The organism is Streptomyces europaeiscabiei (assembly GCF_036346855.1).
GTDB lineage: Bacteria > Actinomycetota > Actinomycetes > Streptomycetales > Streptomycetaceae > Streptomyces > Streptomyces europaeiscabiei.
In genome coordinates this window covers 9,918,365-9,932,466 of record NZ_CP107841.1, presented here as the reverse complement: position 1 = coordinate 9,932,466, position 14,102 = coordinate 9,918,365, and the positions used below count along the sequence as shown (strand labels likewise).

At 71.8% G+C, this 14,102-nt stretch carries 12 protein-coding genes; 10 read left to right on the top strand and 2 right to left on the bottom strand.

From position 1 onward, the window contains the following. Positions 1-403 precede the first annotated feature (403 nt). The 3 genes from OG858_RS43125 (at position 404) to OG858_RS43115 (ending at position 4,236) form a co-directional block, all read left to right on the top strand. Positions 404-1,612: an RNA ligase gene (locus tag OG858_RS43125; RefSeq protein WP_086748050.1), complete on the top strand. Its 1,209-nt coding sequence runs from the start codon at positions 404-406 to the stop codon at positions 1,610-1,612. A gap of 2 nt (positions 1,613-1,614) precedes the next feature. Next, a complete protein-coding gene (locus OG858_RS43120) occupies positions 1,615-2,535 on the top strand; it encodes a phosphatase domain-containing protein (protein ID WP_256960360.1) in 921 nt (306 codons plus the stop codon). 282 nt (positions 2,536-2,817) lie between these two features. Next, complete coding sequence (locus OG858_RS43115; RefSeq protein ID WP_086748049.1) at positions 2,818-4,236, top strand: DEAD/DEAH box helicase; 1,419 nt, start codon at positions 2,818-2,820, stop codon at positions 4,234-4,236. Between the two features lie 165 nt (positions 4,237-4,401). Here the strand turns inward: OG858_RS43115 and OG858_RS43110 are convergent, their stop codons facing one another. Beyond that, positions 4,402-7,386, bottom strand: coding sequence for an ATP-binding protein (locus tag OG858_RS43110; RefSeq protein ID WP_328543871.1), 2,985 nt, complete (start codon positions 7,384-7,386; stop codon positions 4,402-4,404). A gap of 169 nt (positions 7,387-7,555) precedes the next feature. Here OG858_RS43110 and OG858_RS43105 point away from each other — a divergent pair, with 169 nt between their 5' ends. From OG858_RS43105 to OG858_RS43075, 7 genes are all read left to right on the top strand, one after another. Continuing rightward, a complete protein-coding gene (locus OG858_RS43105) occupies positions 7,556-8,017 on the top strand; it encodes a pyridoxamine 5'-phosphate oxidase family protein (protein WP_086750021.1) in 462 nt (153 codons plus the stop codon). 106 nt (positions 8,018-8,123) lie between these two features. Then, positions 8,124-8,600: an iron chaperone gene (locus tag OG858_RS43100; RefSeq protein WP_086750022.1), complete on the top strand. Its 477-nt coding sequence runs from the start codon at positions 8,124-8,126 to the stop codon at positions 8,598-8,600. Between the two features lie 218 nt (positions 8,601-8,818). Then, a complete protein-coding gene (locus tag OG858_RS43095; RefSeq protein ID WP_086750023.1) occupies positions 8,819-10,813 on the top strand; it encodes an SGNH/GDSL hydrolase family protein in 1,995 nt (664 codons plus the stop codon). A 97-nt stretch (positions 10,814-10,910) separates the two neighbouring features. After that, the gene (locus tag OG858_RS43090; RefSeq protein WP_037698275.1) at positions 10,911-11,252 is read left to right on the top strand and encodes a VOC family protein; all 342 of its coding nucleotides are present in this window, start codon (positions 10,911-10,913) and stop codon (positions 11,250-11,252) included. Between the two features lie 89 nt (positions 11,253-11,341). Further along, positions 11,342-11,479 (top strand): hypothetical protein, encoded by a 138-nt coding sequence (locus OG858_RS43085; protein WP_179201184.1) that lies wholly within the window; start codon positions 11,342-11,344, stop codon positions 11,477-11,479. A gap of 74 nt (positions 11,480-11,553) precedes the next feature. Continuing rightward, positions 11,554-11,997 carry a hypothetical protein gene (locus tag OG858_RS43080; RefSeq protein WP_086750024.1) on the top strand — a complete coding sequence of 148 codons (444 nt, stop codon included), beginning with the start codon at positions 11,554-11,556 and terminating at the stop codon, positions 11,995-11,997. 155 nt (positions 11,998-12,152) lie between these two features. Continuing rightward, positions 12,153-13,505, top strand: a complete 1,353-nt coding sequence (locus OG858_RS43075; RefSeq protein ID WP_319260112.1) for an MFS transporter — start codon at positions 12,153-12,155, stop codon at positions 13,503-13,505. Positions 13,506-13,576: 71 nt separating this feature from the next. Here the strand turns inward: OG858_RS43075 and OG858_RS43070 are convergent, their stop codons facing one another. Then, a complete protein-coding gene (locus OG858_RS43070; RefSeq protein ID WP_319065308.1) occupies positions 13,577-14,101 on the bottom strand; it encodes a GNAT family N-acetyltransferase in 525 nt (174 codons plus the stop codon). Position 14,102 lies beyond the last annotated feature (1 nt).

The window sequence follows — 14,102 nt, the reverse complement described above, 5'->3', positions numbered from 1 at the left end:
CTCCTCACGTTGAGTCACGGATCACGGTCTCCGAACCGCCGACCATCAGTCGAAGAACCCGCCAACCAGAGATCAAGGACGTTACGCGACCAGCCGGTCCGGCTGCGGCACCCGCCGACTACCGATCAAAGTCACACCTGCCCGCACCGCTCCGACCGCACCCCGCCTCTCGCATGCACGCATCAGGAAGAGCAGCAGCTGATCTGCACCACACGGCGATCTCCTCAGATGACCAAAAGGTCGCGATCACAGACCGCCTCGGGGCCAACTACCGATCGGCGGGGCCAACTACCGATCGCCGTCACACGGGAGCAGGGCACATCCCCTGGTCGGCCCGTGGAAAAACCGCTGTCCTCAGATCCTCCCCCACGTGACAATCGGGGACCACCAAGGGGAGGAACACATGAGCCAGGCCCACCTGACTCTTCATGAGCTGCTGCCGCCGGAGGAGCTTGCGGCGGCGCTCGAAGCGGGGCACGTCACGCGCAAGCCGCACCCGGAACTGCCGTTGTCCATCTACACGTACACGAGGACATGTCAGTACGAGCGGGTGTGGAACCGGGTGACCACGCGCTGCCGCGGTCTCGTGGCCGACGACGCCACCGGTGAGATCGTCGCGCTTCCGCTGCCGAAGTTCTTCAACGTCGGTGAGCACGAGTCCGGTCAGCCGTACGCCCCGAGCCTCCCGGACGAGCCGTTCGAGGTGTACGACAAGGTCGACGGCAGTCTCGCGGTGGTCTTCCACTACGCCGGCCGGTGGCGGGTCGCGTCCAAGGGTTCGTTCGTCAGCGTCCAGGCCACCTGGGCGCAGCGGCTGCTCGACGGGAAGGACACCTCCGGTCTGGTTCCCGGGGTGACCTACCTCGCCGAGATCCTGTACCCGGAGAACCGGATCGTCGTCGACTACGGCGACCGGCGTGACGTGGTACTGCTGGCCGCGTTCGCCAAGGACGGCACCGAGGTCGCCCTGGCGGAGGCCGCGACCGGCTGGCGCGGCATCGGCTCGGTCGTCACCGTCCGGCCCGCCGTGCCGCTCGCCGAACTGCTGGCCATGACGGAGGGCAACCGGCTGCCCGGCGGCCCGGCGGCCACGGGCACCGACGCGGAGGGCTTCGTGCTGCGCTTCGCGTCGGGCGTACGGGCCAAGGCCAAGTACGCCGAGTACGTGCGGCTCCACAAGGTGCTCACCGGGGTGACCGAGCGGGACATCTGGCGCGGTCACGGCATCCAGCGGTTCGCGGGCCTGCCCGCCAAGCAGGTGGCGCAGGCGCTGAACTGCTCGGCCGAGGACGTCGTCGCGTCCGGCGGCCGGCCCCTGGACGCGCTGCTGGAGCAGGTGCCCGACGAGTTCGACACCTGGGTGCGCGGTGTCGTCGCGGGCATCGAGAAGCAGGTGGAGGACCGGGAGCGGGCGATCGACGAGGCGTTCCGGTCCCTCGCGCACCTCGTCGGCGACCGGGGAGCCTTCGCCCGCGCGGTGCGGGAACTGCCCGACGCCGCCGTCCGCCCCGCCATGTTCCTGCGGCTGGACGAGCGGCCGACCGAACTCGTGACGTACCGTGCCACCCGGCCGGAGGCGTCCGACCCTTTCAAGAACGACGAGGAGAACTGACCGTGCCCGTGGTACACGTCATGACGGGCCTCCCCGCCTCGGGGAAGACGACCGCCGCGCGCAAGCTGCAGGCGGAGTCCGAGGGGCGGATGCGCCGCGTCAACCTCGACGATCTGCGGGCGATGCTCGACGTCCCGCTGCCCGAGGGGGCCGAGCGCCGGTCGTACGCGCACGAGCAGACCGTGCTGGCGATCCAGGACGCGGCGGTGCGGGCGGCCGTCGACGGCGGTTTCGACGTCGTGGTGGACAACACGCACATGACGCCGCACATCCCGAAGCGGCTCAAGGCGGCCGTGGCGGGGCTGGCCACCTTCGTCGTGCACGACTTCACCGACGTGCCCGTGGAGGAGTGCCTGCGGCGCGACGCCGAGCGGGAGCGGCCGGTCGGCGAGGAGATCATCCGGATCCTCGCCGACAAGCACGCGAAGTCCCGCAAGGGCGGCTGGCGGCTCACCGCGGAGTGGCTGAACGACCAGCCCCCCGTCGAGCCGTACACCGCCGACCCGGCGCTTCCCTCCGCGGTCATGTGCGACATCGACGGCACCCTCGCGCTCAGGGGCGACCGGGGCGCCTACGACTTCACGCGCTGCGAGGAGGACCTGCTCAACGTCTCGGTGCGCGGGGCGCTGCGCTCCTTCCGCAGCGCCGACGGCGATGTCATCGTCCTGCTCTCGGGGCGTGGTGAGGAGCACCGGGGCCGGACGGAGGCGTGGCTGCGGGCGCACGAGGTCCCGTACGACGAGCTGTGGATGCGCGCCGCCGGTGATCAGCGCCGCGACGACGTGGTCAAGGCCGAGCTCTTCGACCGGCATGTACGCCACCGCTTCGCCGTACGGGTCTCCCTCGACGACCGCGACCGGGTGGTCGCCGTGTGGCGCCGCATGGGCCTGCCGACCTGGCAGGTCAACTACGGCAGCTTCTAGCCGACGGGGCCGTCGGTGCGCGGGCCGGGTGTCCGGCGGGCGCACGGCGGTGACACCGGACGGTCGGTCGGCGGGCGCACGGCGGTGACACCGGACGGTCGGTCGGCGGGCGCACGGCGGTGACACCGGACGGTCGGTCGGCGGGTGCGCGCCTATGACGTGGGCCGCCCGGCCGACGGGCGCCCGCTGGTAAAATGGGGGCACGCTTCGACAGCGCCGGGGCCCGTACCGATGGGTACGGGCCCCGGCGCGTTCCGGGCGCCAGAACAGGAAAGGTTCCCCATGAACGCGAAGCCGTCGGCCTCCGGACCCTCCCCCGACGACACACCCCGGCGCGCCGCGGCGCCGCAGGGTGAGCCCTCGACGCCGGAGGCGGCGTCCCGGGATCTGCCGCCGGCCGAGTCCTTCGACACGCTCGGGCTGCCGCCGGAGCTGCTGAGGGCCATGACCGACCTCGGGGTGACGGAGCCCTTCCCGATCCAGGCGGCGACGCTGCCGAACGCGCTGGCCGGCCGCGATGTCCTCGGCCGGGCGCGGACCGGGTCGGGCAAGACGCTGGCGTTCGGACTCGCGCTCCTCGTCCGGACGGCAGGACTGCGGGCGGAGTCGAAGCGTCCGCTCGCGCTGGTCCTGGTACCGACCCGGGAACTCGCGCAGCAGGTGAGCGACGCGCTGGAGCCGTACGCGCGGACGCTGAAGGTGCGGCTGGCGACGGTGGTCGGCGGACTGTCGATCAACAAGCAGCAGGCGCTGCTGCGGACCGGCGTCGAGGTGCTCGTCGCCACGCCGGGGCGGCTGGCCGACCTGGTGTCGCGCCGGGACTGTCATCTGAACCAGGTACGGATCACGGTGCTGGACGAGGCGGACCAGATGTGCGACCTGGGCTTTTTGCCGCAGGTCACGGAGATCCTCGACCAGGTCCCCTCCGACGGGCAGCGGCTGCTGTTCTCCGCCACGCTCGACCACGACGTCGACCAGCTGGTACGCAGCCATCTGCACGACCCGGTGCTCGCCTCGGTCGACCGGGTCGCGGGCTCGGTCACCACGATGGAACACCATGTGCTGAACATCCACGGCGCCGACAAGTACGCGACCGCGACCGAGATCGCCGCGCGGGACGGCCGGGTGCTGATGTTCCTGGACACCAAGGCCGGTGTGGACCAGTTCACCCGCCATCTGCGGGCCAGTGGCGTACGGGCCGGCGCCCTGCACAGCGGCAAGTCGCAGCCGCAGCGCACGCACACGCTCAGTCAGTTCAAGGACGGCGCGGTCACCGTGCTGGTGGCCACCAACGTCGCGGCGCGGGGCATCCACATCGAGGCGCTCGACCTCGTCGTCAACGTCGACCCGCCCGCCGACGCCAAGGACTACCTGCACCGTGGCGGGCGCACGGCGCGCGCCGGCGAGTCCGGGAAGGTGGTCACGCTGGTCACCCCCAACCAGCGGCGCGAGGTGAACCGGCTGATGTCCGACGCCGGGATTCGCCCGACGGTCACCCAAGTACGCTCCGGTGAGGCGCAGTTGACCGCCATCACCGGAGCCAGGCGCCCGCCGACCGCGACGAAGTCCACCAGCGGCAACGCCCCCTTCCGCGGCATCGGCACCCGTCCGGGCCGTCCCGCGAAGGAGTCCCGCAAGACCGCCGAGGCCCGCAGGACCGCGGAAGCGCGCGCGGCGGCCCGGGTACGCAAGGGGCGCTGACGCCGGACGGGCCCGCCTCGGCCAGGCGGTAGCGGATGTGATCGGCGTCCGGCTGTCGGTCACCCGGGCGATCTGCGGGGCGGCCGTGAGGTGTCGGCCTGGCCTGGCGGCACACCGCACCCGGCGGGATCAGCACACCTCATCGGCCGTCGCAGGGTGGCTCGTTCATCCGGAGATGGGCGCGAGGCCCAGGCCGGCGAGTGCGCTCGTGCCGACGGCGGTGTGGCCGTTGCCGGCGAGGAGAAGCGTGCGGGCCGACTGGTAGGGGCAGCCCGCGCCGTCGAACGCCGTGGCCGCGGCGAGTTGGCGGGTCGGGTCGCCGTCCAGGAGGGCCTGCGCACGGTCCAGTTGGGCGGTGACGACCGGGTTGCCGGTGACCAGGCCGCGCGCGGCGGTGACCCGGTCCCGGGCCTCCGGGTGGCCGGTGAGGACCGCCGCTTCGGCCCTGAGACCCACGTACCAGTGCAGCCAGATCCAGGAGACCCACTTCCACACCTGTTCCGGCCCCGGTGCGACGCGTTCCAGGGCCGCGTCCGGGTCCCCGTGGTGGAGGAGGAACATGGCGTCGAGGACCGCGCCGTAGCCGTGGTGGTGTTCCGCTCCCGTACCCGCCTCGTCGACGATCGCGAGCCAGGCCGCCCGTGCGTCGTGATCGCCGCGCAGGCCGTGGATCATGGCGACCGACGCGGCGGCCGGGCCGAGTGAGAACGACCGTTGCCGGCCGCTCCGTCGCCATGCGTGGAGGAACCGCTCGCTGCCGGTGAGTACGTCGGCGGCGTTGCCCGCGAACGCGTCCGCGACCAGGAGCCAGGACGTGGCGTGGTGTTCCACCTCGGCGAACAGGGGCTCGTCGGCGAGCTGTCCGCCCCATCTGCGGGCCTGGGGCAGATCGCCCACGCCGAGAGCCGTTCCGGCGGCCATGGCGAGGGCGTCCATCCGCTCGTGCGTGGCGGCGGGAGTGCGCGGTAGCGGGGCCAGGATCTCGATCCGACGCCGGGCGGCGCCCGCCGCGCCGAAGGAGTCACCGGCCCAGGTCCGGGCGCCGGAGAGCGCGTCGAGGGCGGCGGACTCGGCCACCGGGTCGCCCGCCCGCCGGGCGAGGTCGACGGCTCGTTCCGCGTAACCGACCGTCTCCTGCGCGGTGTTGTCCACGTTTCCCTGGAGCGCGCCGAAGGCGTCCGCGACGACCGCCGCCTCGGCGAGGGCCAGAGCGGCAGTGGCGGTGGCAGTGGCAGTGGCAGTGGCAGTGGCAGTGGCAGCAGGGTCGGTCGGCGGATCAGTCGGCAGGACGACGGCGTCGGACAGCTGTCGTCGAGCCTCCGCGAGGAGGGCGGTCACCTCGTCCACGGCCGGGAGCAGGGCGAACTCGCTGGAGAAGCGGTACGCGACGGTGGCCGCGTCGGCCAGGTCGCGCGCCGCACCGGCGGTGTCGTCGGCCCGGCGGGCGGCCTCGGCGGCGGCCCGGTGCAGACGGAACATGTCGTCGCCGAGCCTGCGGCAGCCGGCCACCCCGGCTGCCTCCCGCAACGCCACGGCAGCCGCGGCAGCACCGGCCGCGTCACCGGCAGCACGAGCCGCACCAGCAGGACCGGGGGCGTCACCCCCACCGACCACGTCACCCCCACCGACCGCGTCCCCCACCCCGACGACGTCACCGGCGAGTGCCGCCGCCTGCTCGTACCGTTGCTGGGACTCGCCCAGCAGGTTGCGGGTGAAGGTCAGTTCGGCCAGGGCGAGGGCGAGGCGGTGGGCGTGCGGGCGCTGCGCCGGGCGGTCGGTCGCCCAGGCGAGGGCCGCTCGGAGGTCGTCGGCCATGGCGTCGAAACGGGCGCGCCCGTCCGCGCCCCCGCCCCCGGCTCCGGCTCCGGCTCCGGCTCCGGTGAGGGCGGTCGCGCCGGTCAGGCACCAGTCCATGTGGCGGGACCGGGCGGCCGTCAGCTCGGCGGTGTCGGCGAGCCGCTCGGTCCCGTACTGGCGGATGGTCTCCAGCGCCTGGTAGCGGGTTCCGGTCGCGGAGGGTGTCGCGGTGAGCAGGCTCTGTTCGGCGAGCCGGCCGAGCCCGTCGGCGACCGCGGCCTCGTCGAGCGGGGCGAACCCGGCCACGGCCGTGGCCGCGTCGGCGGTGAACGGCACGACGAACACCGAGATCCGGCGCAGCAGCGCCCTGTCCTCCGCTTCCAGCAGGTCGTGGCTCCAGTCCAGCGCCGCCCGCACCGATCGGTGCCGGTCGTCCGCGCGGGGGCCGCCGGCGAGGATCCGCAGCTGGTCGGAGAGCCCGGCGGTGAGTCCGTCCAGTCCGAGGGTGGGCCATCGTGCGGCCGCGAGTTCGATCGCGAGCGCCATGCCGTCGAGGCGTTCGCAGATGGCCGCGATCCGATCGCGTACGGCTGGCTCCGGTGGCGGGCCGACCGCCGCGGCCCGTTCCATGAACAGGGCCACGGCGTCCGACTCGGCGCCGGCGTCCCAGGACAGCGGCGGAACCGGGAAGACCCATTCGAACGGCACCATCATCCGGGCCCGGCTCGTCGCGAGGACCCGTAGCCGCGGGCAGGCGACCAGCAGCCGTTCCAGGAACGGCGCCACCCCGTCGCGTATCTGCTCGCAGTTGTCCAGCACCAGCAGCGCCTGGCGGTCCGCCAGGGCGGCCAGCACCGACTCGTCGACACCGCGCCCGGGTTGTTCGCCGACCCCCACGGCCGCCGCGACCGCCGCCCCCACCCGCTTCGGGTCGGTGACCGGGGCCAGGTCGACGAACCACACCCCGTCGGCGAAGTCACCGGCCGCGTCGGCGGCCACCGCGAGCGCGAGCCGGGTCTTGCCCACTCCGCCCGGACCGGCCGCCGTCACCTGCCGGCGTGTCTTCACCGCCTCGGCCAGCTCGGCGCGCTCGCGCGCCCGGCCGACGAACGCGGTCAGCGGTACGGGGAGTGCGGGTGCCGGACGGGGCCGCGCGGCGCGGGCCAGTTCGGCCGCGCGCCGGGAGAGCGCCCGCCGGTCCGGTTCGTCGAGCTTGCGCAGCAGGGCGGAGACATGTGACTCGACCGTGCGCACGGAGATGAACAGCCGCGCGGAGATCTCCGCGTTGCTGAGGTGCTCACCGAGCAGCGCGAGCACTTCGGCTTCCCGAGCCGAGACCACTGGACTGGACACCGGCCCATTATCCGTCGCTCCGTGGCGTCTCCGTGGTGAATTCCGTGCTCACCACGGAGGCGGGCCGTGGCCCCGCGGGGAGAGGCTGTGACCACGGAGAGCGCGCCTGGCGGACACACCTGGCGGGTCGCGGCCCTCCACCACGCAACCGAGGACCACAGGAGTGACCATGACCGGTTCGTCCGCCGGCCCACGCCCCCGCTGGGAGCGTCGCCGTGACACCGAGCACCGGCTCGCCCACGACGTCGATGCCTGGGTGGCGAGCGCCTCGGTGGACGGTGTGCCGTATCTGGTGCCGCTGTCCTTCGACTGGGACGGCGAGACGCTACTGGTGGCCACCCCGGCCGACAGCCCGACCGGCGGGAACCTGGCCGCGACCGGGGCCACTCGGCTGGGGCTGGGCCCCACCCGGGACGTGGTCATGATCGAGGGCGAGGTCGAGGTCCTCCCCATCGACGCGTTGCCGCGGGAGCGGGGGGACCGGTTCGCCGCGCGCACCGGCTTCGACCCGCGGGCGTCGGCCACGCCGTACCGCTGGTTCCGTATCACCCCGCGCCGTGTCCAGGCGTGGCGCGAGGCGAACGAGCTGACGGGGCGTGAGCTGATGCGCGACGGCCGCTGGCGCACCTGAAACACCGCGCCGGCGCGCCCCGGAACGAAGTGGCTCGTTGCCGGGACGACAACGAAGAACCGAGTTCTACGAACAGATTCAGACAGTGCGAGGAAGGAAACCCACCATGACGAACACACGCAAGTCCACCCGGAGCAGCGGCACGGCCGAGGCGAGGTTCGACGGGTTCACGGCCGAGGAACGCGACGCGATGAAGGAGCACGCCCAGGAGCTGAAGGCGTCCGCGCGTCGCAGCCCGCGCACGGCCAAGGCGGACGGGGAGAGCGATGTGCTCGCGAAGATCGCCGGCATGTCGGACGCGGACCGTGTCCTCGCCGAACGGCTGCACGAGATCGTCCGGTCCGAAGCGCCGGACCTCTCACCGAAGCTCTGGTACGGCATGCCCGCGTACGCCAGGGACGGCAAGGTCGTCTGCTTCTTCCAGAGCGCGCAGAAGTTCAAGTCCCGGTACGCCACGCTCGGCTTCAGCGACCAGGCACAGCTCGACGAGGGCCCCCTGTGGCCCACCACGTACGCCCTCACGGAACTGACCGCGGACACGGAGGCACGGATCGGCGAGCTCATCAGGAGGGCCGCGGGCTGAGAACCCGGAACACATCCACGCGGAGCACCACGTGAACGAGGCGCCGGCGATGGTCGCGATGGCACAGAGGTTGGCATCGGGGATCACGCCGGGCTTCCACGTCCGGGCGATGGGCCGACTTCCTTCACCGCAGGCCCCCTTGACCGCGATCCGACCCGCTGGTTCCGTGGGAAGGCTGCTCATGGGAGCGCTCCCACTTCCGGTGAGAAAGGATCCCCATGCAGACCTCCCCCCACAGGTCCGGCAGACGCGGCCTCGCGGCCGTCCTCACGGCCGTGCTCGTCGCCTGTCTGGTGTCGCTGGCCGGCATCACCCACGCCCACGCCGCGCCGGGCGACGGCTCGGTCTCCGACCCCAACATCGCCTACGTCGGCCGCTGGGACACGAGTTCCGGCACGACGGCCGTCGCCAACTGGACCGGCGCGTACGTACAGACGTCCTTCACCGGCACCACGGTGAAGGTGAAGGCGAGGGACGCGGTCAACTTCTACGTCAGCGTCGACGGCGGACCCGACGTCTTCCACGCGGGCGTACGCGGCACCGTGAACCTCACCCCCCAGCCCCTGGCGTCGGGCACGCACACCCTGCGGATCACCTACCGGTCCGGGGACACGGCCTTCCAGGGCCTGGTCCTGGACTCCGGGGCCCGTACGGTCGCTCCGGGGGCGTCGGCCGGGCTGATCGAGTTCGTCGGCGACTCCATCACCGCCGGTGCCCTCACCGACCGGCTGGCGCTCGACTCGTACGCGTGGAAGACCGGCGAGCGGCTGGGCATGCGGCACACGCAGATCGCCCGCTCCGGCTACTGCCTCGTCGCGCAGTCCGGCTGCACCGGACTGAGCGGTCAGTTCTTCAAGTCGGCCAGTACGGGCGCCACGAACTGGGACTTCTCCCGCTACCGGGCGAGCGCGGTCGTCATCAACCTCGGTACCAACGACATCGGGCACGGGGTGTCCGGTGCCGCGTTCCAGTCGGCGTACACCGCCTTCCTGCGGGACGTCCGCGCCAAGTACCCGGACGCGGTCCTCTTCGCGGTGCAGACGCTCAAGAAGCGGTACGTCACCGAGACCAGGGCGGCCGTCGGCGCGCGCAACAACGCCGGGGACGGCAAGGTCCGTTACGTCGACACGAGCGGCTGGCTCACGGACGGCGCCGACTACGAGGACGGCAACGGGCATCCCAACGAGGCGGGCCACACCAAGTTCGCGGGCCGGCTTGCCTCCGTCATCGGTACCGCCCTGAGCGGCACGGCGTCCGCCTCCGTGAAGCCGGCCGCTCCCGGACAGCCCGGCGACCCGAACATCAAGTTCGTCGGACGCTGGGACACCGCCGGCTCCAGCACCGCGTACACGCCCTACTGGGCCGGTGCCTACTACCGCGTCGGCTTCACCGGGCGGACCGTCCAGCTGAAGCAGCGCGGCACGATCGACTTCTGGGCGCGGATCGACAACGGGCCCGTGAAGTTCTACGACGACGTGAAGGGAACGGTGAACCTGACCCCGGCCGCGCTGTCCTCCGGCCGCCACACGCTCCAGGTCAACTACCAGGTGGTGGCGGGCTCCTATCGCGGTGACGCCGTATTCCAGGGGCTGGTCCTGGACAGCGGTGCGACCACCTTCGCCGCGCCCGCGCCGGCCAGGACGGTCGAGTTCGTCGGCGACTCGATCACCGTGGGCACGACGACCTCGCAGAACGCCCGTACCGCGTACGGCTGGCTGATCGGGGAGCGGCTGGGCACCGAGCACACGCAGATCGCCCAGGGCGGGGCGTGCCTGGTCGCCGCGGCGGACGGGTGCGTGGGTCTGGAGCGGCAGTACACCAAACTCAACCCGAACGCGGCGACACCCGACTGGGACACCGCCCGCTACCGAGCCGACGCCGTCGTCATCAACCTGGGCACCAACGACGTGGGCCACGGGGTGAGTTCGGCGCAGTTCCAGGCCGCCTACACCAGTCTGCTGCGCAAGGTCCGAGCCGCCCATCCGCAGGCCTGGATCTTCGCGCTGGAGACCTTCCGCGGCCGGTTCGTCCCGCAGACCGAGGCCGCCGTCCAGGGGGCGATCGCGGGCGGGGACTCCCGGCTTTCCTTCGTCGACACCACGGGCTGGCTGGGCTCCGGCGACCTCACCGACTCCGTCCATCCCAACGACCAGGGGCACCGCGCCATCACCGACCGTCTCGCCCCGATCATCGCCGCCAGGATCGGCGTCTGACGCGCACGGCGCACCTGGGCGGAACCCGCGCCGCCCGCACCCACCGCTTCGCCGTTCGGGGTGCGGGCCGGCGCTTCGCCGGACCTACCATGGGGTCATGCCCGTCGTCCTCTTCGCAGGTATTCCCGTGAACGACTACACAGCGGCGCTCTCCTGGTACGAGCGTCTGTTCGGCTCCCCGCCGACGTTCTTCCCGAACGACGCGGAGGCCGTGTGGGAGCTGTCCGAGCACCGGTATGTGTACATCGAGCACCGGCCCGGACGCGGCGGCCACGCCCTGCACACCGTCTTCGTCGACGACCTGGACGCCCGCGTCGCCGGGATCGCCGGGCGGGGCCTGGAGCCCAGGACCCGCGAGACCTACGCGAACGGCGTACGCAAGGTCACGTACGAGGATCCGGACGGGAACGAGATCGGGTTCGGCGGCGGTCCGCTCTGACCTGCCCGGGAGGCGAGGACGTCGGGCGGGGTCCCTGTGCGCGCCTTCCGATGCCGGGCCCTCGGCCGGCGCAGGCAGGGCCGACGGCGATGACCGCGGTCGCCGACACCCTCGTCCGGCACACCCTCGTCCGGCACACCCGTCGCTCCGCGCCGCGCAGCGACGACATCGCGCTGCTCCTCATCCACTCGATCCGGGGACATCGTCGGCCGCCACACAACCTTTGAACCGTTTGCCTCGTCTTCCTCACCGAACGGAACAAAACCACTCTTTGTCCCGACTCGTTCCGACGGGGGAACACATGAGCTCGACCCGCACCCGTCGCGGCACCGCCGCGGCCCTCACCGTCCTGCTGACCGCCGCTCTCGGAGCCGCCGGCGCCGGCGCGTCGAACGCGGACTCCGCCGCGCCGAAGACACAACAGATCGCCTCGTCCGTCCTGGGGTCCGACTACAAGATCACTCTGACCGCACTGCGTTCGACGGAGGACGAGTACGCAGCCTCCGTACGCCTGCAGGTCTACACGCGGTCCGCCGGCGCCTGGAAGGAGTCGGACCGCGTGACCGTCGGAGACGTGGACGGCTGGTTCTGGTACCCGCTCACGGGCAAGGGCGCCGTCTGCCAGCTTTCGACCGCCGGCACCGAGCCCGCCCCGCTCACCGTGAGTCTGCTGCTCACCCCCTCGCTCGGCTGCTCCGACCCCGCCCACTTCGTGGTGAAGCAGGGCAGGGTCTACGCCGACTGAACCCCCCTCCCACACAGCACCCTCACCCTCCAGTTCACATACGTGATTACGGGACCAGCCCATTGACCCGGAGGCAAGCCCTCCGTAAGGTTCCCGCCATTCCTACGTACGTGACGGTGGTTCACGCATGTGAACAACCGGAGGGAGAGACAACGATGTCAGAACGCGTCATACCCGATGCCGAACGGCGTGCCGTCGGCAAGTTCCTGCGCCGCATGCTGCCGATCCTCGTCCTGATGCTGCTGATCAACCAGATGGACCGGACGAACGTCGGCTTCGTGCAGGACGAGCTACGGGCCGACGTCGGGGTGAGCGCCACCGCGTACGGACTCGGCGCGGGTCTCTTCTTCATCGGGTACGCCCTGTTCGAAGTACCCAGCAACATGCTCCTGGAGCGCTTCGGGGCCCGCGTCTGGCTGACCCGCATCATGATCACCTGGGGTCTGGTGATCGTGGCGATGTGCTTCATCCACAACGTATGGATGTTCTACGGGCTGCGCTTCCTCCTCGGTGTCGCGGAGGCCGGCTTCTTCCCCGGTGTCCTCCTCTACTTCACCCAGTGGCTGCCGGACTCCAGCCGGGGCCGGGCGAGCGCGATCTTCCTGGGCGGCTCGGCCACGGCGTACATCGTGACCGGGCCGATCACGGGGGCGCTGCTGGAACTGCACGGCGTCGGCGGGTTCGCCGGATGGCGCTGGATGTTCGTGCTGGAAGGGCTGTTCTCCATCGTCGTCGGCTTCGTCGCCGGGTTCTTCCTCGTCTCCCGCATCGAGGACGCCAAGTGGCTCACCGCGGAGGAGAAGGACGCGCTGGGCGCGGCGGTCGCACGGGACGAGGAGGCGCGCAGCCGGGCCCCCAGGGTGTCGCGGCTGAAGCTGCTGGTCCACCCTCAGGTCGCACTGCTGACCACGGTGTTCTTCGCGATGGCCCTCACCGGGTACGCCATCACCTTCTGGCTTCCCAGTCTGGTCGAGGAGATCGGCGGGCTGTCGCCGTTCCAGATCGGTCTGCTGTCGGCGATCCCGTGGATCTGCGCGGTGATCGCGATGTACTCGGTGAGCCGGTTCACCGACCGCGCCCCCGACCGCCGTCCCTACCTGGCCGCCGCCCTGGTCCTGTCCGCCACGGGCACCTTCCTGGCCACGCTGGGCTCCCCCTGGTTCGGCCTGGCGGCCATCACGCTGGCCGCGGTCGGCGGGAAGTGCGCGGCCACCCTGTTCTGGCCCATGGCGCAGTCGGGGCTCGACCTGAGGATCGCCGCGCCGGGGCTCGCGGTCGTCAACTCTCTTGGAAACCTGGGCGGTTTCGTCTCCCCCACCCTCTTCGGCTACCTCAAGGACACGACCGGCACGACCAACGGCGGCCTGTACACACTGTCCGCGGCCTCCCTGCTCGCGGTGCTCGGCGTGACACTGATCCACCGGAGTGGCGGCGGGACGGGAACACCTTCGGGTGCCGACGAACCCGCCACCGTGCAGGGAAGGTTGGCGACGGGTGACGCGCGGTGAACCACGCTCGGCCACGCATCAGGTCCGGATCGCCCGCGCAGGCGCGGGCCGAGGGGCCGGGGCGGTAACCGTCACAGGGACGCGGCGTGGATGTGGACCGGGAGGCCCGAGCGGGAGATCGCGTCGCGTTCGAAGGGGAGGCCGATCTTCTCCGCGACCCGTTGGGACGGGCGGTTGTCGGGGCGGATGATCGCGACGAGCCGCTTCGCGTGGAGGACGTCGCGGGCGTGGTCACGGCAGGCTGCCGCCGCCTCGGTGGCGTAGCCGTGCCCCTGAAGGCCGGCCCGGACGCGGTAGCCGACCTCCAACTCGGTGACTCCTTCGATCTCCTGCGGTGTCAGACCGCAGTCGCCGACGAACTCGCCGGTGGCGCGGAGAGTGACCAGCCAGAGTCCGTACCCCTCCCGCCGGTAGAGGCCCTGGTTCCAGTCGATCCAGGCCAGGGCTTCCTCCCGGGTCCGGGGGCGAGGGTAGTGGCGCATCACGTCCGGGTCCCCGAGCAGCGCGGCCATGTCGTCGAGGTCGTCCTCCGTCATCTGCCGGAGGGCGAGCCTCGGGGTGGGCGGCGGGGGTGGGTGGGGGACGTTCACGGACATT

Bases quoted from the DNA above. Each gene is read 5' to 3' on its own strand.
- OG858_RS43125 (WP_086748050.1), top strand. From the start codon at position 404: ATGAGCCAGGCCCACCTGACTCTTCATGAGCTGCTGCCGCCGGAGGAG.
- OG858_RS43115 (WP_086748049.1), top strand. From the start codon at position 2,818: ATGAACGCGAAGCCGTCGGCCTCCGGACCCTCCCCCGACGACACACCC.
- OG858_RS43105 (WP_086750021.1), top strand. From the start codon at position 7,556: ATGACCGGTTCGTCCGCCGGCCCACGCCCCCGCTGGGAGCGTCGCCGT.
- OG858_RS43100 (WP_086750022.1), top strand. From the start codon at position 8,124: ATGACGAACACACGCAAGTCCACCCGGAGCAGCGGCACGGCCGAGGCG.
- OG858_RS43095 (WP_086750023.1), top strand. From the start codon at position 8,819: ATGCAGACCTCCCCCCACAGGTCCGGCAGACGCGGCCTCGCGGCCGTC.
- OG858_RS43090 (WP_037698275.1), top strand. From the start codon at position 10,911: ATGCCCGTCGTCCTCTTCGCAGGTATTCCCGTGAACGACTACACAGCG.
- OG858_RS43085 (WP_179201184.1), top strand. From the start codon at position 11,342: ATGACCGCGGTCGCCGACACCCTCGTCCGGCACACCCTCGTCCGGCAC.
- OG858_RS43080 (WP_086750024.1), top strand. From the start codon at position 11,554: ATGAGCTCGACCCGCACCCGTCGCGGCACCGCCGCGGCCCTCACCGTC.
- OG858_RS43075 (WP_319260112.1), top strand. From the start codon at position 12,153: ATGTCAGAACGCGTCATACCCGATGCCGAACGGCGTGCCGTCGGCAAG.
- OG858_RS43070 (WP_319065308.1), bottom strand. From the start codon at position 14,101: ATGTCCGTGAACGTCCCCCACCCACCCCCGCCGCCCACCCCGAGGCTC.